Here is a 19,057-nt window from a genome sequence, read left to right as displayed (position 1 = left end):
CACCACTCCTTTGTCCCCCCTGCGCTCACGAATCAGCTCGCAGCTGTTTCCAGACAAATGCCGTATACAGAAGGCCAGCTATCGACCCGATCAATGCGAAAGCACCAAGACCGAGCCAGAATGCAGGGAGAAGCACAGTCGTCGACTTTTCCACGAACACCGATCCGGTAAACATCAGCCACATCAGCAAACCACTGCCCGCTCCGCCGATCACATAACGCCAGGCTGTTTTCAGGAATCGCTCCACCAGCCACAGCACCGGCCAACAGACCAGCATGCTGAGCAGTGCCCCGCTCACGAAAAACAGGAAAAATATCGGCAGAACCGACGCCTGGGCAAAAAAGAAATACACGGACGCAACGCTACCAACCACCAATCCTCCCGCCAGAGGAAGCGCCATCACCGAACGCCAGCTCCGCCCTGCCGGCGCGCCCTCCCGACCGTTCAAGCGTTCCACCCAAGGCAGAACCAGAGCGTACCAGGCGCCTAACGCAATACCGCCGAGCACCGCTGACTTGAATAACGACAGGGAAAAACTGCCGAAAAAGAGGTAAAGCACCAGGCTTTGGACCATCCCATTCGCCAAGTGCCGCGTCCTGGACATTGGCCAGCGACGATCCCCCAGCAATAACAAGGGGAGCCCCAGAGCCAGGGAACTGATGAATCCAAACAATGCCCGGGGAAACAGCGACTCGGCGGAGAGCCTGGTGCCTTCCGACAGCACCAGCGCGGCGACGAGTGCACCGCCGCTCAGCACAGCGAACAGGCGTAGCTCAAGGTTGGATTTCACTTGTAGCGTGCGGCTAGAGGTCACGGCTTCCTGCCTTTGGAAATCGAAAAGTCTATCCTGCCGTCTCAGGCTTTGGCATCAGCTTTCCAGTCATTTATTGACCACCATGGTCATGGCAAGCATGTCGCCCAGGCGCCGCCGGAGCCCGAAAAGTGCAAAGAGGGCATCCAGTACACTGAACAATACCTTCGGCACGTTGCGCAGAAACGACTGAAACACCGTGCACCGTGTATTCACAGGGAAACCGACAACCGAGATACCCATCAGCCACTTGCCCAGCGTTTGACCGCTGGGCAAGGCATCACCCAACAAAAAATAACCTAGAGCCAGAAAAAGCAGGGCCCGATGGCGCTTGACCTTGACTCGAGACCGGCTAATGGGCGTCTCCGTTTCTCTAAATTGGCTTAACCGCGAATGCGGCGCTCAGTGAATTCATAGTCTTCCTGGCAATCCCCGGAAGGGTCTGACGCCACATTCACGTAATGTACCGTGTCAGCATCGATAAATTGGTAGGTATAGACATCGGGTAACCGCACTCCATCAGTTCTCAATTCGTTCTTGCCATTGGCGGCAGACCATCTGCCATGTTCGGTTTGAATCGGCTGGGTCTGCTGAGCATCCCGGAAGAAGGTGACGGTGAAGCTGCCATCGGGCTTGAAGTCATTGTTCCAGGATAGGAACTGGCATTTGCCGTTTTCTGCCCGCAGACCTTTCCATGAACCAATCAAGGCTGGATCGTTGGCCGGTTTGTGGGCGGCACAGCCACCTAGAGCTGCAGCCAGTACAACAAGGATAAGGGAGAAATTTCGTTTCACGTAGTGCTTCCTTTTCAAATAGATTTTTCGTATTGCGAACTTCAGCAAAAAATGATTTTACAAATTTTGCGGATTATTGCGCAGCATTATTCCAAGCCCTTAAAAACAAACCCACCCTCATCTTCATCATGACCACCCGTAACACCTTATCACCCTTAAAGCAACCTATATTCACGAAATCATACATCGCAAGCCCGATAACATTTTAAATCATAGAACCGTACTTCACAGCAAGACGCCCCGCCTATACACGCAGAAAATAAATTTGTCTCCGCGACCCTGCCATCGCCTCCCTGGAAGGATAGCTAGCCACCCCAAATAAAATCCGGCTTAATGCTACACCTTAACCCAGCAACAACAAGCTCATCACGGATTTTTAAAATATCTACTGCCTTCCCACAAAATACAACAAACTCTCCCTGACAAAGATTCTCCCTGGATTTCAAAAAACCAAATCCAGACGCCTTTGAGACACACGTCACATGAGCCTTATCTTTATAATCACCAACACAGAAGATCTCATAATTCGTTTCATCAAACTTAATCCCCGATATGTCCGTAGTAACCAAAGACCAGCCACAAGCCAAACATTTGCTACCACAAACGCTACCTTCCTTGAAGGAAACTAACTCACCAGCACACTGCTCACACGCCGTTGAAGAAAAATTCGCCATCATGGCTTACCTGGATAGAAAGCTTTAAATTCACCCTGACTAGACAAACCGCGAAGACTCGGATTAATAGTAGACCTCGGTGTAGCAACCCATCTTCTTCACGCTCAAGCAGCGTCAATGCGAGCCGTGAGCGCTGTCGGGTTCGAGGAAAAATCCCCCCCACCGTTGCAGGCCAGCAATTTATGCACGGTTCCAGTGGGTTTCTGGATTGCAATGGTTATGACGCTCAGGGTCTCACCTTTGCGCAATAACCTCCAAGCTTTGATTTCTGCTCGACGGAAAACGCATACCTCTGGCGACATGATCTTCTTGCTTGCTCCAATCAACGGACCAGTGGTGTACGCTGCGTCGGCAGGTTGCGCCCGCCGCCCCTGTTTCTGAGCATGGCAGTGAAGGAGCTTTAGGAAAAAGATGACGGATTCATTTCGCAAATTTATTTCACACTTTCAGAAAATAAATCCGTCCACGTTGCTAGCCCCCGCTTCTACGGAGGCTAGCAAAAAAGTTGGCAGCCTCTGCTATCTTCCAGTGAAAAATTTCCGGTTGCTTAATAATTTCCAGAAAATATTGCTCGATCGAAGGCATGTATTCGAGAAAACCTTCACGACGGATGAACTCCAGAATCGCGGATATCTCGAAGCGCCGATTGGCAGCCAACGCAATGACCCTCGACAGAGGAGCGTACACCTGTCTCCTTGCCTCTTCGACTTCACCACGGTCAGCCAAATCTGCGAAGTAACGTAGAACGGCAAGCTGCACATGATTGTAGGTGTCATCGCAGCCATGCAGCCGATGGGTGATGAAACCCTCGAGTCCTTCGGGCTCGGCCATGCCTTTCTCCAACGCAGCCAAACCCTCATGATAGCCCCAACTGCATAGCAGCCTGGCCGCCAGGAAATGTTCCTCACGGTCGTCGCTCTTGCGCAGGATGTCCATGACTGCATCGACCCTGGCCTGCGGAATATCTTCCTTGTCGAGTTCCGTCGCATCCACGGCGTACTCGGCTCCGATGGGGACGCCGTGGAGCAACTCATAGGTTGTGAGGCTCATTTCAAATACCAATTACCTAATCGCCCATGCATGGACACTGAAGATTCTTACGGTTCAATGAAGAAAACGGTGGTGAGAAAACGGCAGACAACGGGGGCGCATTTATTTCCCAATTCTATTTCCCTTACGGTTATCTCAGGTTTTGACATTAACCTTTTCAATCAGACTCAAAAGATAAGATTCAACGATATCAAAGCGAATGACTGTTGCATATGAACGTCTCGGATCCTGTCGAGCATGCGCCCTAATCAAAGATGGAATTTTCTTGTCCAGCCACATTTCCTTGAACTGAAAAATTGCATATACATGATCATCAATTCCCTCCACAACCATATGCCCACGCCAAGAATCTTCGTATAGCGAGCCGGCAGCCAAACGACGTACAAATAACAAAGCTTGGTCCCCAACCTCCAGGACCTGATCGTGTCCCAGGACGTGGTGTAACTCATCATGGCTCTGGCCACTGAGTTTGCCGTTTAGTTGATCACGGCCGACAGCTTGGCCTGCGGATTATCGCTGACCGCCTCGAAGGCCTCCAACTGCATATAGCGCCGTTGCAGGCACCACTCGTCGTTCTGCTCCAGCAGCATTGCCCCAACCAACCGTGTAATCGCCGGATCGTTGGGGAAGATGCCCACCACTTCGGTACGCCGCTTGATCTCAGCGTTTAGCCGTTCCAGCGGGTTAGTGCTGTGTAACTGCTGTCGATGTGCCTTCGGGAAGGCCATGTGCGCCAGCACTTCATCTTCGCAGCCGTCCATGAGCGTGGCGATCTTGGGGTATTTCTCACGAAGTTGATCAGCCACCAGCCGCCATTGCTGATGGCATTCGGTTCGACTGTCCTGGGCAAACACCGTGCGCAGCAAGGCCGCTACCATGGTGCGCTGGCCCTTGCCGACATGGGCCATGGCATTGCGCATGAAGTGAACGCGACAGCGTTGCCAGGTCGCGTGGAAAACCTTGGAAACAGCGGCCTTGAGCCCTTCGTGAGCGTCAGAGATCACCAGTTTCACACCCCGCAGCCCGCGTCGCATCAGGCTTCTCAGGAAGTCCGTCCAGAACGGTTCGGCTTCCGACGGGCCAACCCGCATACCCAGCACCTCGCGCCCGCCGTTGGTGTTCACGGCCACAGCGATTATGACGGCGACCGAGACGATGCGCCCGGCCTCCCGCACCTTGACGTAGGTAGCGTCAATCCACAGGTAGGGCCAATCGCCCTCAAGCGGTCGATCAAGGAAGGCGTGGACGCGCTCATCGATCTCGCCAGCGAGCCTGGATACTTGGCTTTTCGAGATGCCGGACATGCCCATGGCCTTGACCAGTTCGTCGACCGAGCGCGTCGAAACGCCCTGGATATAGGCTTCCTGGATCACGGCTGCCATGGCCTTTTCGGCGGTGCGTCGTGGTTCGAGAAAACCGGGAAAATAGCTGCCCTGGCGCAGCTTGGGGATCTTCAGGTCAACGTCGCCAGCGCGAGTTTGCCAGAGGCGATCGCGGTAGCCGTTGCGGCTGTTTGTTCGGTCAGGGCTTTTGACGTCGAAACCGGCGCCGCACAAGCCCTCGACGTCGAACTCCATCATGCGCTGGGCAACAAACTGGATCATTTGCTTGAGCAGATCAGCGTCTGCCCCTTTCTCAACCAACTCGGTCAATGCGATAGTGGGCTTGGTCATCGTGGTTTCCTGGTGAAGGTTAAGTCCGCAAACTCAACGTTAGCCAAGAACCACGATGACCCACCTCTTTCGCCCGCAGGGCGCCTTCGGTTGGTTCAGTTACACCACTTCTAGGGACACGATCCAGGACCTTGTTCCCCCAAGCCCTGCTGCCTCGAACGAACTCAATGTCTCTCCCAAGGAGCGCATCATCAAGCCCTTTCCCGCTAGAATATACTCGTCGAACCGTTGCCTTTAGCATTTGCGGGCCAGGCTCGCCAAAAACATCTACCAAAGCAAGATCATTATGCAGAACCTTATCAAATAAAAATCTGAATTCTTAATCATTTCGCTGGTTTCCATGAGAAATGAGGGCACATTTACTTTACCAAACATCTCGCTGGTCGACCCGGACCTCGTCTCCCTACCTGTAAGCCAGTAACCCTTTCCACCTCATCCACGAAACGATCTGTCCCGGTCAACTGGCTTCGTTGCAGAGCATCGCGGATCAAACTGATTTCGTCAGCAGAAACGGCTTGTCTTACAAATATCTCATAACGATGGCGCCGCTCTTTCGCCGTATCATCCAAAAGGGTCAACACCCAGCAAACAGTCATTTCTAATCCACTCATCCGAGTCTGGTACCTCGACCATGGGTAATCCAAGGGATCAGCGACCATGCGAGCACGCACAGGATTCAGTTCGATGTAACGACAAAACGCCAGTAGAGTCTGAGTGGAGGCCGGCTTTCACCGCCTGAGTGTGTTGTAACCGGGTCGTCTGCCAAGTGAGCCCGTTGAGATTGGAGGTGTGTTTGCACGAACCACAGTTCTGCGCCACGGTTGGGACATCTTGGCGGCACCAACGTTTCTCTGGGGCAGTCAGTTGCCAGGGCGCGCGCGCAGTATCGCGACCGCTTGATCCAAATGGGTGTCAGGCACGACTCGGTCGTAGTCAGAACATGAGAAAACGGGTTCGACCGATCAGGTTGAGTTGAATGGCAAACCCTGCAGCTAAAAACAGCAGGGCGCTGTGGCTATTGACCTTGACTCGAGACCGGCTAAAGGGCGTCCCAGTTTCTGCCACGCCCTGCTGTTTCTAACTGTATTCCACACTCGAACCTCTTACCGCCCTGCCTTTTCAATCAAGCTCAAAAGGTAAGATTCCACAGCATCAAAACGAACCGCCGTTGTATGTGAGTTCTTCGGATCCGGCCTTGAGTTTTCTCTAAGCAAAGGCGGCATATCTTCATTCAACCACATTTCCTTATGCTGAAAAATAGCGTACAGATCGCCTTCAATCTCTTCAACAACCATATGCCCATGCCAGCAATCCTCATACAACCGACCACTAATGGTACTCAAAAACAAAAAAGCTTGATCTCCGACCGCTAGAGCCATATTCCCCCAAGCCATACTAGCCTGGACAAAATCAATCTCCGAACAGAGAGAGAAATCATCAAAACACTTTCCGCAAGAATATACACGCCTAACCTTTGCTCTCAATAACTGCGGGCTCGGCTCGCCAACAACATCAATAAAAACAAGATCATACTCGGAGACCTTGTCAAATAAAAACTCCGACTTACCACTCATTTAACTGGACTCCATGGCTTTCCAAGCCTCTCAAGATAAGGCATATAATTAATCATGACTCCCGTACTCTCTGGAATCTTCACACCTAAATAACTTGGAAACGTGGCGCAGTTAAAATAGCAGACACCAGGTTCAGCCCCCTCTCTACCAGGAAAAACATAACGCACGTCATCCAGAGGATTTTTAACACCTATAGAATCATGCATTTTCTGAATTTCCGAGAATTGCTCCTGCGTAACAGGGATTTTTTGCTCGTAGACAACCTGAGGTAAACCACCGCGCGCCTCACCAGGGTTATTCGCAACATATTTGAAAACACTAGTATCATCAGTCACCAACCCTGGGTAGCTGTCACCCTTCCTTAGCGACTGGATAATCTCGAAATTCGACTTCCCATAGACGTCTGGACCAAAACCAAAAATTGTCTTACCGCCATCAAATGAGTATCCCACATGCCCAGTTACTGTATATGGATGGACAGTACCATCGATCAAATCTCTGGGCGACCCCGCCCCCCGGAAACCGAAGATACTGATCTCCCTGAGGCTATCTGCAGCATTGGCCAGCTCAGCAGCCTCTCCAAGCTTGCCTAGCTTCCCAACGGTTGCAGCCTCGCCAGGCCCGGGGAGTAATAGCGTTGCAAGGTCAACGGCGTTTTTAGTGGTCTGCTGCGCCTGACCATAAACGTTATTTTGCAGGTCGAAGACAAGCTTCTGACCATCACTGATAACCTTCCAGCCACCAATTATATCTTGAGGTTCTACAAATGGGTCGAGCGTGTTATTGGCCACATTCAGCACATGGCCAGAAAAGATCTCGTTCCCCATCGAAGCCGTTGCCTGCACTAGAGACCAGAGGCTCATTCCCCCGCCAGCAAGAACTCCTCCAAGACCGTCAAAAGTCCCAGCTTTTCTGCCACTGTAATCGAGATTGAGCTTATAGAAGTCAACCAGACCATCGGTGTTGTAGGTCTTTGGATCGCCGAGATAGGCAATACCAATATCTGCATTCTTGAAATCAGACTGATGAGCCTGACCATAGCCCTTGATTAAATCCAACGTCTCGCTGGCGCTATAACCCTTTCCTCCGTTCTCAATCGCACCAACGGCACTGTCATACCTCGAAGCCAGTGGCGCAAGCGCCTTGCCCAGAGACGCCAACGTATCAGCATCAAACTGCTCACCTGCCCCGCCGATCGTTTTTTGCCAGTTGCCATCGATATAGAAGGCAAACGCCCGCGCCATCCGCTGCTCAGCCTCGGCATCACTGATACCCAGCTTGGCCGCAAGCTTCGGAGCCTCCTGCTCGATCAAGCGCGCTTCAGTCGGGTGAATCTGACGGTTGTACTGCTCAATGTTCCCCGCAATGGTCGCCCCGCTGGCCTGGCTGATACCGTTCTTGCCTACTGCAGCCCCCAGACCCGCTGCCAACAGCGCGTCAAACGCATCGCGGCTTTCAAAGCCGATACCATTCTTTTTCAGTACCTCATCCAGGGCCGGCATGAGCGCCGCCGAAGTGCCTGCACTCAAGGCCCCACTGAGCGCCGAGCCGCTGGACAAGCCTTGCGCGGCACCCGCCAGACTGTGCAGCAGGACCCGGGCAGCGCCACCCTCACCCCAGGCAGCCTGGAGAGGCTTGTCGTTGTCGCGCGTGGCTTGTGCCAATTGCTGATCGGCGTAATCACCAATCTTCTTGGCGGTGTCCGCGGCGGTCGTGTTGGCCACAAGGCCAATTGCCGTACTGCCGCCCACACCGCCCATGCCTGCAGCGATCAGGCCGGCGGCGATGTCCGCCATGAAGCGCTTGTCGCCACCTACCCCCCAGCTCTTCGCATCGGCAATGGCCGCATCACGCTCCTGCTCGGTCGTGGCCTTGTTGGCCCGTTCTATCGCGGCCTGCTGTTGCGAGCTGGCGACCTTGGAGATGACCGACTTGGACAGGGCGACGGTGCTCTGGATCAGGTCGATCCGTTCCTGCATAGCTTTTTCGTCTGGTCGATCCAGATGCGAATTCGCATTGGCGGTATCGCGATTAAGACCAACCAGATCATTAGCCCCGTCCGCGCTACGTACAATGATCGTGCCTTCGCTGACCGCACTACGGGTGGTACTGTGGTCGGAGTCTTTCAGCGACAACGGCACGCTGCCGCCAAAGTTGGTACTTGGCTTGAGGTCTCCGTAGTTGCCACTGCCGTAGGAAACCGAGATGCCTGCGGACTGGCTCTTGATCTCGCTGACATTCTTGATGTCGCTGACGATCAGCCTGTCGGTGCTCAGACGGTTCTTGTCGGCAGATGCCTCACTGGCGATCACCGAGCCCTGCAGCACCGTGTTCTTGCCAACGCTGATGTCGTAGCCATCCTTGCCGGCGAACAGGCCGCTCTGATCAGCCACCGCCTTGTATTTGCTGTTCATGTTGCTGGCGGCGAGGTTGGCTGTCGCCGTCACCGTTTCGCCATAGCAGAAAGGCGGAACACAGATGCTGGCACCAAAGCCACCACTGCCCTGCTTGTTCTTGTGCTCGGAGGTGTCCTGCCGCGAAGCGATGTTCAGGTCACCGCCAATCACGGCCTGGATGTTGTCGGCGTGGATCTGCGCCCCGGCCAGGGTTGTGTCCTTGCCGCTCTGCAGTTTCAGCGTTCCGGTATCGAGCGTGCTGTTGACCTGGGTAACGTCGTGGCCACTGCCCTTGCCCTGAGCAAGTTGCGCCCCGAGGTCGAGTGTGAAGCCATTCTGCGAACCGATGTTGAAGCTGGCACCGATCGCCGTTTTGCTATGGCTGTTCTTGTTCTCGCGATCCTCGGTGTTCTGCGCACTCTCGAATGTGATGTCGTTCTTGGCCAGCAACAACGTGTCAGCAGATTTCAGGCTACTGCCGACGACATGAATGTCGCCTGCGGTGTCAGCAGCCTTGCCAGAAGCAACGATCACCAGATTGCCGCCACTGTTGACGGTGGTCTGCTTGGCGGTGCTGCTGTCGTACTGAGTGCTGCTCTTGCTGTGGGTGCTGGCAAGCTCAGTGCCGATCTTGAACACCGCGCCGCTGGAGTTGGGCTTGCCCTGGAGGGCCGCCATGAGATCATCTGCACGGTCGCCCAAGTCATTGACCGACATCAGTGCCTGAGCACCCTTCACCGCCTTGAGACGGCTATCGTCCGAGTTCTGTGCTGCCTTGGTGCTGGCCTGGATGCTCTTGACTGTATCGACGATGGCACCACCCACCACACGCCCAACCGCAAGGCTGCTGGACTTATCGGTACTGCTCTGGCTGGCGGTTTCCATGCCTGCAGCCAGCGTCACGTTCGAACCGGCAAGGCTGGTGTTCTTGGTGCTCACCAAGTCGCTGGCGATGACACTGAGCTCACGCCCGGCAGCCAGGTTGATGCTACCCTCGCTGGAGCCCACCGTACTGCCGGTGAGGGTCGTCTGGGCGGCTTTACCGGTGTGGTTCCGACTGCTGATCGACAGATGCTGGTTACCGGTGATGTCATCAATGCCCATGTTGTTGGCAGTCAGCACACCGGTCAGGTCGCGGTTTTTCTCCTTGTGCAGCTCGTTCCGGGTGAATGTGTTTTCCGCTGCATCGATTTTCAGGTCGCGTCCGGCCTGGACATTCAGGTCCTGGGTACTGACCAGGGATGAACCGGTCACTGTGACATCGCGGGTCGACGCCACATCCACGGTATTACCCGAGATGAGACTGCCTACTGCCGTGGTTTTCGTCTCGGCAACCTGATCCTTGACCTTGCTCGACTTGAGGCCGCCCCAACTGCTTTTGCTCTTGCTGCGCTCATGGCGAGCACTGCTGCTGTCGGTGGCGGCAACGACTTGCAGGTCATTACCGGCGACCAGCGTCACGCCACCCTTTTCAGAGTCGACGGCACTGCCCTTGATCGTCATGTCCTGCCCGGCGACCAGGGTAGTCTTGTTGCCACTACTGACCGAACTGGCCATGTTGGTACTACTGGCCACCTCATCCAACTGGCTCTTCTTGCCCGAAGAGCTTTTCTTCACCTTGCTGAAGAAGCTGTAGTCGTCATTGGTCGCGGTCTGCAGCGTCAGGTTGGCGGCGGCGCTCAGGTAGGCCTCGTTGCCCGCACTGACCTTGCTGGCGATCAGCCCCAGGTCCTTGCCGGCGGTCAGTACGGCGTTGCCACCCGCCGAAACGCTGCTCGCCACCTGCTGGGTATGGTCCTCCTGGCGCGTCACCTTCCGCGTCTGGTCATAGACATGCTGCTCGTTCGCCGCCGAGGCCAGAGTCAGGTCGCCAGTGGCCGACAGGGCAACATCACGCTTGGCGTCGATCTGGCTGGCGATGGCCGTCAGATCTCGCCCCGCACCGAGCGAAACGTCGCGACCAGCCGTCAACGTCGAGCTGAGCTGAGTGACCTGCTCGGTACTGTGGCCCTTGCCAATGCTGACGGCATCGCGCTGTTCAGCGGCAATCAGGTTGATGTCACGACCGGCGACGATCTGGGTATCACGGCCGCTCTGCAGCACGCCACCCTGGCTGGTCACGTCACGGCCGGCACGCACGACCAGGTCGTTGGCCGATTCGATACGGGCCGCGCTGTCGACGACATCGCGATGGAGCGTGACATCGCCCCTGCCACTGTCGATCTGGGTGACCGTGCGCTCGTTGATCACATCGCCCGTGGTGGCGGTGAGGCTGACATCACGGCCGGCGATCACACCACCGGCCTTGTTGACGATGTTGTGCCCGGCCAGCAGGTCGAGACGGTTGTCGGCCTGGATCAGGCCGCTGTTGGTGAGGTCATTGCCGGCGCTGGCAGAGAGGTTGTTGCTGGCGCGCAAGGTCCCGGCGTTGCTCAGGTCCTGGCCGGCGATCAGTTGGACGTCGGAGCCCTGGATCAGGGCGCCGTCAGCGGTCAGGCGGTTGTTGGCATTGGCCAGGTACAGTACCGGCACCAGCACCTGCTCGCCGTTGACCTCGGTGTTTTCCAGCCAGACGATGTCATGGGTCAGGGCCGCCACCTGTTCGGACGTCAGGCTGACGCCGACGGCCAGGTTGAGTTCCTGCTTGCTCTTGATGGCGTTGTCCATCAGGTACTTGTAGAGACCTTCGTCAGACGTCTGCCCATCGATGAAACGTTGGCCGGTTCGCGCCGTCACGGCCTGCTGGATCAGTTTCTGCTCGTAGAACCCATCACCCAGGCGCTTGGCGCTGGTGTCCGGGTCATAGCCCAGATTCGACAGCATGTAGTCCGAGCTCATGAACTGCTTGAGGTCGGTTAGCACCGGGTTGGTTTCGATCAGGTACTTCTGCGGGCTGGATTTGCCCGAAACATCAGGCAGGCCCCGTACATGGTTGACGACCTGGCTGCCGGCGGGCAGCAGGACACTGCCGGCATCCCCTGGCCCGGCGACATTGCCACTCACGATGGTTGCAGTAGTCGGCCGAGCATTTTGCTCAAGCTGCAGGTCGCCTGCAGTGCCCCGAGCCGCATCGGCCAATGGCAGGTGGCGTGCCTGCCCGTCACCCGCATTCTGCTGGCGCTGGGCGGCATCGACTGCCGAGGAATGCATGCCCTGGGCGCCCGCCACCGTTACCAGCGAAACGCCCTGCCCGCTGAGGCGGAACAGACCATTCTGGCCGGATGGCAGGCTGAAGCCCGGCAGGGTCACCGGATTCACTTGTTGCTGCGCCAGGTTCGGCGGCAGTTGGGCATTGAGCAACACGACCGAAGGCAACACCTTCGCGGTAGCGGTTGCCGCCGAGCGCTGTTGTGTGATTTCGGGACGGGTGTAGTCGACGACCGAACTGTTGATCAGGTTCTGTGTTGCATTGATGGCAACGCTTCCACCCGCCTGGATCACAGCGGCTGCCAGCCCGGTCCCCCCGGACGCGGCCGTCGTGGTGTCTCCGATCAGACCGCCGCCCCAGGCCGAGGTGTAGTTGGTGAAGGCATCGACCGAAATTGGCGTCGGCGTCGATTGGGCGTTGTAGGGCACGACATAACTGCTGATGAACCCATAGTCCGAGCCCTTCTTCGCCCAGCCGGAATACCAGGTGCGGGTTCGGGTCGTACGACCAGCCACCGCGCCTTCGTTGGTCAGGTTATTGGCGGCGATGTTGATGTTGCCAGAGGCGGTCATCGCGCTGTAGCGGTTGACGATATCCCCACCGTCAATCGTCAGGTTGCGCCCGGACTGCAAACTGGCTTGCCGGGAATCCTCGTCGATCGCGCTCTGGAAGACTTCGGTGGCAATGTAGTTGGTCTGGCGGTGTTTCGAGCCGGTGTAGTAGTTGTTGACGCCAATGCTGCCGGAGACAAAGCTGCTCTTGTAGGTCAGCTTGTCCTTGCGATTGAGCAGACTCTGCGCCCGCAGGGTCATGTCCCCCTGGGACTCGAGGCTGCCGGAGATGTTTTCCAACTGGTTGGCGCGAGTGCCGTCGGCGTACCCGGATACCGTCAATGCCCCCAGGCTGTAGATGTCGCCCTGGTTGTTGGTCAAGGTATCGACCTGCAAGCCCATGTCACCGCCACTGAACAGCAGCGAGCCGTTGTTGCTCAGCAGGTCGTGCGCCTTGATCGACAGGTTCTGGGCACTGGCCAGGGTGCCGTTGTTGGTCAAGCTGCCGGAAACAACGCTCAGGCCGGCATTGGAAGTCAGGCGCCCCGCATTGCTCAGCAGGCCGCCCACGTTGAGCGTGGTATCCCCACCGCCAGCGATACTGCCGGCGCTACCCAGACTGACCGAGGCCGCATTCAGGCCCAGTGTCCCCTGGGTACTGTAGCGACCGTTACCTCCATAGCTGCCGCTCAGGTTCAAACTGGCCGTGCCATCACTGGCGATCAGGCCGTCGTTGTTCCAGTTGCCACCGGTGCCGGTCAGGCTATCGACAGCCAGCAGTTGCCCGTTGGCCGTCTGGTTCAGGGTACCAATGTTCAGCGTCAGTCGGTTGGCCTGCAGCACACTGCTATTGGTCCAGTTGTCCGCCGTCAGGGTCAGGCCACCACGGGTGGTCACGGTGCCGCCGGCGTTGAGCAGCTTGTCGGTGGCGATATCGAAGGTGCCGCTGCCCACATGCAGCAGGCTGCCGCCCTGGTTCTGGAAGCCACCGACGTTCAGGGTCAGGTCGCTGTTGGCGGTTTCCAGCTTGCCGTTACGGTTGTCGAACAGGCCGCCGATCTGGAAATCGGTCTTACCGCTGTTACCCAGGGCGCGCAGTTGGCCGGTCTGGTTGTCCAGGCTGGCGGCGCGCACGCTCAGGGTGCTGTCGCTTTCGATGATGCCCAGGCGGTTGTTCAGGACGCCGTTGAGGCTCAGGTCGATGCGCTGGCCGGCGATCTGGCCATCGTTGTCGCCGCTGTTGTCGAAGTTGTTGCCGGTGACCTGCACCAGGCCCTTGGCGTAGACGCCGCCGTTGCGGTTGTCGAAGTCGGCGGTGGTGATCAGTGCATCGCCGCTCTGGGCCGAGACACGACCACCGTAGTTGTCGAAACCGCCCAGTGCGCGGAGGTTCAGGCGTTGGCCCTGGAGGATGCCGCCCTGGCGGTTGTTGTTCAGGTCGTAGCCGTTTTTCAGCACGCCGACGATCCGGGTTTCCAGCGCGCCCTTGAGGCTGCTCAGGGTACCGCCACGGTTGTCGAGGCTGGCCGCACTGACGGTCAGGTTGCCGTTCTGGGCCAGCAGCTTGCCGCTCTGGTTGTCGATGTCGCCGGTCACGGTCAGGTTCAGTGCGCCCTGCCCTTGCAGCGCGCCCTTGCCGTTGGAGAGGCTGGCGGCGTTGACGCCGAGATCACCGTTCCGGCTGTAGATCAGGCCGTCGGCGTTGTTCTGCACGGCGCCGGAGCTGGTGATCTGCAGGTTGTCATTGGCCGCCAGCGTGCCATGGTTGCTGTTATCGAGGCTGCCGCTGAGCAGGCTGAGCAGGCCCTGGCTGACCAGTTGGCCGCCCTGGTTGCTGATCTGGCTGCTGCGGCTGATGACCAGGGGGCCGGCGCTGGCCAGCTTGCCGTTGCTGTTGGTCAGGGCGCCGAGTAGGTCGAGGGTGACCGCGCCGTTGCCGGTCAGGGTGCCGTTGCTGTTATCCAGGTCGGTGCCGGTGAAGCCGATGGCCTGTTCGGCGCTGATGCTGCCGGCGTTGTTCAGGGCCATGGCTTGCAGGGTGAGGGCCGCGCCGCTGTCGATGGAGCCGCCCTGGGTGTTGTCCAGCAGGCCGGTGACAGTCAGCTTCTGGCCCGCACCGCTGGAGAGGATGCCGGCGCGGTTGTCGAGGCTGTCGGCATTAACGGTCAGGTTCTGTTGACTGACCAGGGCGCCCTTATCTCCGTTGAGCAGTGCGCCGCTGAGGCTCACATCCAGGTTGCCGCTGCGGCTGGACAGGGTACCGCTGTTGCGGTTGTCCAGGCTCGCGCCCTTGACGTTCAGGCCCTGCCAGCCGGAGATCAAGCCGTTCTGGTTGATCAGGGTGGTGCCGGTCACGCCCAGCTGGTTGTTGCTGATCAGCTTGCCGTTGCTGTTGTCCAGGTTGCGGCCGGCGACGTCGAAGCTCTGGCGGCTGGAGAGTTCGCCGTTCTGGTTGTTCAGGTCGCGCAGGTTGTTGAGGGTCAACGGGCCCTTGGCATTGAGCAGGCCGTTGCGGTTGTCGAGGTCACCACCGGCCAGGTCGAGGCGGATCGCCTGGTCACTCAGCAGGCGCCCGCCGTTCTGGGTCAGGCTGGAGACGGACAGGTCGATATCGCCCTGGGCCGAGACTTCACCACCGTTGCTGGAGTCCAGGCTGGCTGCGCGGATGTCCAGCGCTGCGGCGGCGATCAGGCCCTTGAGGTTGGTCAGGGCCTGGTTGACACGCAGGGTGACGGTTTGGTCACCGAGCAGCTTGCCGTTGCTGTTGTCCAGGCTTTCGGCGGCCAGGGTGAAAGCCTGGGCGCTGGAGATTTCGCCGCCCTGGTTGTTCACGTCCTTGAGGTGGTTGAACACCAGCAGCGGCGCATTGATCAGGCCGTTCTGGTTGTTCAGTTGACCCTGGTTCATGTCCAGTGTCAGGGCGCTGTTGCTGAACAGCTTGCCACCCTGCTGGTCGAGGCCGGTGACGCTGGCGGTCAGGGCCTTGTCGCTGCCGATACGGCCACCCTGGTTGGTGACCTGCCCGGCCGTCAGCGTCAGGCGGTCGGCGCTGGTCAGGCTGCCGGTGCTGTTGTCGAAGGCACCGGTGGTCACTCCCACCGCGCCCTTGCCGCTGATCACACCCTGGGCAGTGTTGTCGAGGCTGGCGCTGTTGACGGTGACGCCACGGTCACTGACCAGGCGTCCGCCCTGGTTGATCAGCGCGGCAGTGGCCTTGGCGCTCAGGGGACCGGCGCTGGACAGGCTGCCGGCCGTGTTGGTCAGCTGGGCGGCACTGACGTCCAGCTGACCCTCGCTGCTGAGCAGCCCTTGGCTGTTGTCCAGGTCACCGGTAAGGGTGATGCGGCTGTCCTGGCCGCTGATCAGTTGACCGTTGGTGTTGTCGAGGGTCTGGCCATCGAGCGTCAGGCCGGTCTTGCCCTTGAGCAGGCCCTGGTTGCCGTTTAGGGTCTGGGCGCTGTCTACGGCCAGAGTGGTATCGGCCAGGACCTTGCCACCATCGCGGTTATCCAGGCGGTTGGCGGTCACATTGATGTTCGCGTTGGCGGACAGCTCACCCGCCCGGTTGTCGATCTGGTCGACGTTGAGTTTCAGCGCTTTTGTCGCCCCCACCAGACCGTTCTGGCGGTTATCCAGGGAAGTGCCGGTGAGGCTCAGGTCGCCGGTGGCGATCAACTGGCCATTCAGGTTGGTCAAGGCGCCCGTGACAGTCAGATCAGCCTGCCCACGGCTGCTGATCTGCCCCTGGCTGTTGTCCAGGCTCGCGCTGCGGCTGTCGAGGGACGCGGCGGAGACCAGGCCCTTGACGTTGTTGAGCGCCTGCTCGATGCGCAAGGTCAGGCCTTGGTTGCCCAGCAGCTTGCCGTTGCTGTTGTCCAGGCTCTGCGCCGCCAGGGTGAACGCCTGGGCGCTGGAGATTTCACCGCCCTGGTTATTCACGCCGTTGAGGTTCTTGAGCACCAGTACCGGGCCGTTGATCAGGCCTGCCTGGTTGTTCAGTTGGCCGTTGTTCAGGTCCAGGTTCAGCTGGGTCTTGCTGAATAGTTCGCCGTTCTGCTGGTCGAGGCCGGTAACGCTGGCGGTCAGGTCCTTGCCGCTGGCGATACGACCGGCCGCGTTGTTGACCTGGGCCGCGGTCAGGTCCAGGCGGTCATCGCTGACCAGACGCCCCTCCTGGCTGTTGTCGAACGTCCCGGTGGTCACGCGGACAGCGCCCAGGCCACTGATCCGGCCCTTCTGGCTGTTGTCGAGGCGCGAGCTGGCGAGGGTCAGGCCGTGATCGGTGAGGACCGAGCCGCCCTGGTTGAGCACGGCGTCGAGACTGTCGATGGACAGGTCGCCGGCGCTGCCGATCTGGCCGTTGGTGTTGTCCAGGCTGGCGGCCTTGAGGCTCAAGGTCCCTTCGCTGCTGAGCAGGCCGGTGTTGTTGAGCAGTGCGCCGTCGAGGCGGATATCCAGCCCTGTGAGCGACGAGACGGTACCGCCGGTGTTGTCCAGATTGGTACCGCTCAGACTGGCATTGCCCTTGGCGAACAGCCGCCCCTGGGTCTGGTTGATCAGTTGCGCCACAGTCAGCGCCAGGTCGGTTTCAGCCAGCAGCTTGCCGCCGTCGCTGTTGTCCAGGCGCTGGGCATCCAGCTTGACCTTGCCACCAGTGCTGGACAGTTCGCCGGCACGGTTGTCGATCTGGTCGACCAGCAACGTGACGCCCTGTTCGGCCTGGATCAGCCCCACACGGTTATCGACCGAGGCGCTGCGCAGGGTCAGTTGGTCCTTGCCCGCCAGGCTGCCGCCGCGGTTGTCCAGGCTGCCGGTTGTCAGGTCGATGGCGCCGGTGGCGCGCAGCTTGCCCTGTTCGCGGTTGTCAACGGCACCACGGACAGTGACGGCAAGACTGCCGCCGGCAGCCAGGACCGTACCGGCGGCACGGTTATCAAGGCTCGCGGCGGTGAGGTTCAACGCCCCACCGGAGCCCAGAGTCCCGGCCTGGTTGTTCAAGGCACCACTGAGGTCGATGCTCAGCCCCAGATCACCGGTAACTTGCCCCTGGACGTTATTCACGCTGGTCGCTGCGAGTGCCGTGGTCGCGGCACCGGAAATCGCCCCCTCGCGGTTGTCCAGGGCTTGAGCGGCCGTGACCTTCAGGTTGCGGCTGGCGATGATGCTCTTGCCGGCGTTGTTGACGTTCTGTGCGCGGATGCTGACGTCGCCTGCGGCATTGCGGCTGTTATCGACATTGACCCCGGCTTCGATGATGCCATTGTTGGTCAGTTGGCCGCCGCTGTTGAGCGTAATGCGGTCCTTGGCTACGAGGTTGTTCTGGCTGGTCAGGTCGCCTTGGGTCTTCACGTCCAGGGTGGTGCCGGCATAGACCGGGCCCTTGGTTTCCAGGCTCTGCGCCTTGACGTTGACCGCCCCGGTCGCCGCCGTGTCGACCATGCTCAGATGGCCGTTGGCATCGAGCTGGATGTCGCCCCCGCTGGCAACCATCTTGCCGTCGAGTTTCACCCCGACACCGGCCTCGGTACCCACCAGCTTGATCGCGCCGGCGTACATGCCGCCCAGCGCCGAAGAGTCGATCGCCAGTTGCGGAGCCGTTGCAGGATCGGCCGCTCGCGCAGTGGCCTTGAGGGTCTTGGCATCGACGTCGTTGGCACCGGTGATGATCGCTAGGTTTTTCGCCTGGATCTCGGCATTCAACTTGGCCGAGCGGGTGATGATCTCGAAACGGTCGATGTTGTTGGCGTTCAGCAGCGCGCCTTCGATGGAGACACTACCCCGGTCGACCTGGTAACCCGAGACCTGCCCGTTGGTGATCACCGCCTTGCCGGTGGTCAGCGTCGCCTGCGGCGTGTTGATGAAGCCGCAGCCGTTACAGGTGATGCCATAGGGGTTGGCAACAATGACATGGGCCGACTGCCCCGCCACTTCGGTGTAGCCACGCAATTGGCTCGGGCTGCCGCCGTTGACCTCGTTGAGAATGGTCGACGCGGCACGCCCGTTGAGGTTGCTGTTGCCGAGGATGATCCCGCCCAGTTGCGTCGACTGGGTACGGTTCGTGGCGTTATTGAGGATGACGCCCTGGCTGCCGACGTTGTAGTCCTGGAACTGGTTGTGCGACAGACCGCTGCCATTGGGTGCAGCGATGTTGACGATGGGCACGCCGTTGCCCGCCTGACCGAGCGTGGTCCCCGGCGCACTGACCACGATGCCGTCCGCCTGCGCCCATAGCGGCTGCCAGAACATGACGTTCGCCAGCAGGAAAGCGATCCCGCGTTTCGGCAACCCTAGGAAATGGTCACGGTTTTTCAGGGCAGCAGAAGGCTGGCCAACGAGGAAGGCGAACTGGCGAACGTCCATGTCAGAAAATCTCGAATCGAATACGG

Annotated in this window: 8 protein-coding genes; all 8 read right to left on the bottom strand. The window is 58.7% G+C overall.

What is annotated here, in order from left to right:
- Positions 1–25 precede the first annotated feature (25 nt).
- Entirely contained in the window at positions 26–814 is a 789-nt protein-coding gene (locus HU752_RS12485) for a spermidine synthase family protein (RefSeq protein ID WP_186679607.1), read from the bottom strand.
- Between the two features lie 66 nt (positions 815–880).
- Positions 881–1,120, bottom strand: a complete 240-nt coding sequence (locus HU752_RS12480; protein WP_225920171.1) for an RDD family protein — start codon at positions 1,118–1,120, stop codon at positions 881–883.
- A gap of 74 nt (positions 1,121–1,194) precedes the next feature.
- Positions 1,195–1,605, bottom strand: coding sequence for a hypothetical protein (locus tag HU752_RS12475; protein WP_186679604.1), 411 nt, complete (start codon positions 1,603–1,605; stop codon positions 1,195–1,197).
- A gap of 305 nt (positions 1,606–1,910) precedes the next feature.
- Entirely contained in the window at positions 1,911–2,282 is a 372-nt protein-coding gene (locus HU752_RS12470) for a hypothetical protein (RefSeq protein WP_186679603.1), read from the bottom strand.
- 468 nt (positions 2,283–2,750) lie between these two features.
- On the bottom strand, positions 2,751–3,329 hold the full coding sequence (locus HU752_RS12465) for a hypothetical protein (protein ID WP_186679601.1): 579 nt from the start codon (positions 3,327–3,329) through the stop codon (positions 2,751–2,753).
- A 476-nt stretch (positions 3,330–3,805) separates the two neighbouring features.
- Entirely contained in the window at positions 3,806–5,002 is a 1,197-nt protein-coding gene (locus tag HU752_RS12460) for an IS256 family transposase (protein WP_217838493.1), read from the bottom strand.
- A 1,103-nt stretch (positions 5,003–6,105) separates the two neighbouring features.
- Positions 6,106–6,576: a hypothetical protein gene (locus tag HU752_RS12455; protein ID WP_186687910.1), complete on the bottom strand. Its 471-nt coding sequence runs from the start codon at positions 6,574–6,576 to the stop codon at positions 6,106–6,108.
- Entirely contained in the window at positions 6,573–19,031 is a 12,459-nt protein-coding gene (locus HU752_RS12450) for a two-partner secretion domain-containing protein (RefSeq protein WP_186687925.1), read from the bottom strand. Before HU752_RS12450 ends, HU752_RS12455 begins: the two co-directional genes overlap by 4 nt.
- Positions 19,032–19,057 lie beyond the last annotated feature (26 nt).

The organism is Pseudomonas vanderleydeniana, from assembly GCF_014268755.2.
GTDB lineage: Bacteria > Pseudomonadota > Gammaproteobacteria > Pseudomonadales > Pseudomonadaceae > Aquipseudomonas > Aquipseudomonas vanderleydeniana.
Note: the sequence above shows the minus strand (reverse complement) of the source record. Positions and strands in the feature narration are given on the sequence as shown.

Bases quoted from the DNA above. Each gene is read 5' to 3' on its own strand.
- HU752_RS12470 (WP_186679603.1), bottom strand. From the start codon at position 2,282: ATGATGGCGAATTTTTCTTCAACGGCGTGTGAGCAGTGTGCTGGTGAG.
- HU752_RS12465 (WP_186679601.1), bottom strand. From the start codon at position 3,329: ATGAGCCTCACAACCTATGAGTTGCTCCACGGCGTCCCCATCGGAGCC.
- HU752_RS12460 (WP_217838493.1), bottom strand. From the start codon at position 5,002: ATGACCAAGCCCACTATCGCATTGACCGAGTTGGTTGAGAAAGGGGCA.
- HU752_RS12455 (WP_186687910.1), bottom strand. From the start codon at position 6,576: ATGAGTGGTAAGTCGGAGTTTTTATTTGACAAGGTCTCCGAGTATGAT.
- HU752_RS12450 (WP_186687925.1), bottom strand. From the start codon at position 19,031: ATGGACGTTCGCCAGTTCGCCTTCCTCGTTGGCCAGCCTTCTGCTGCC.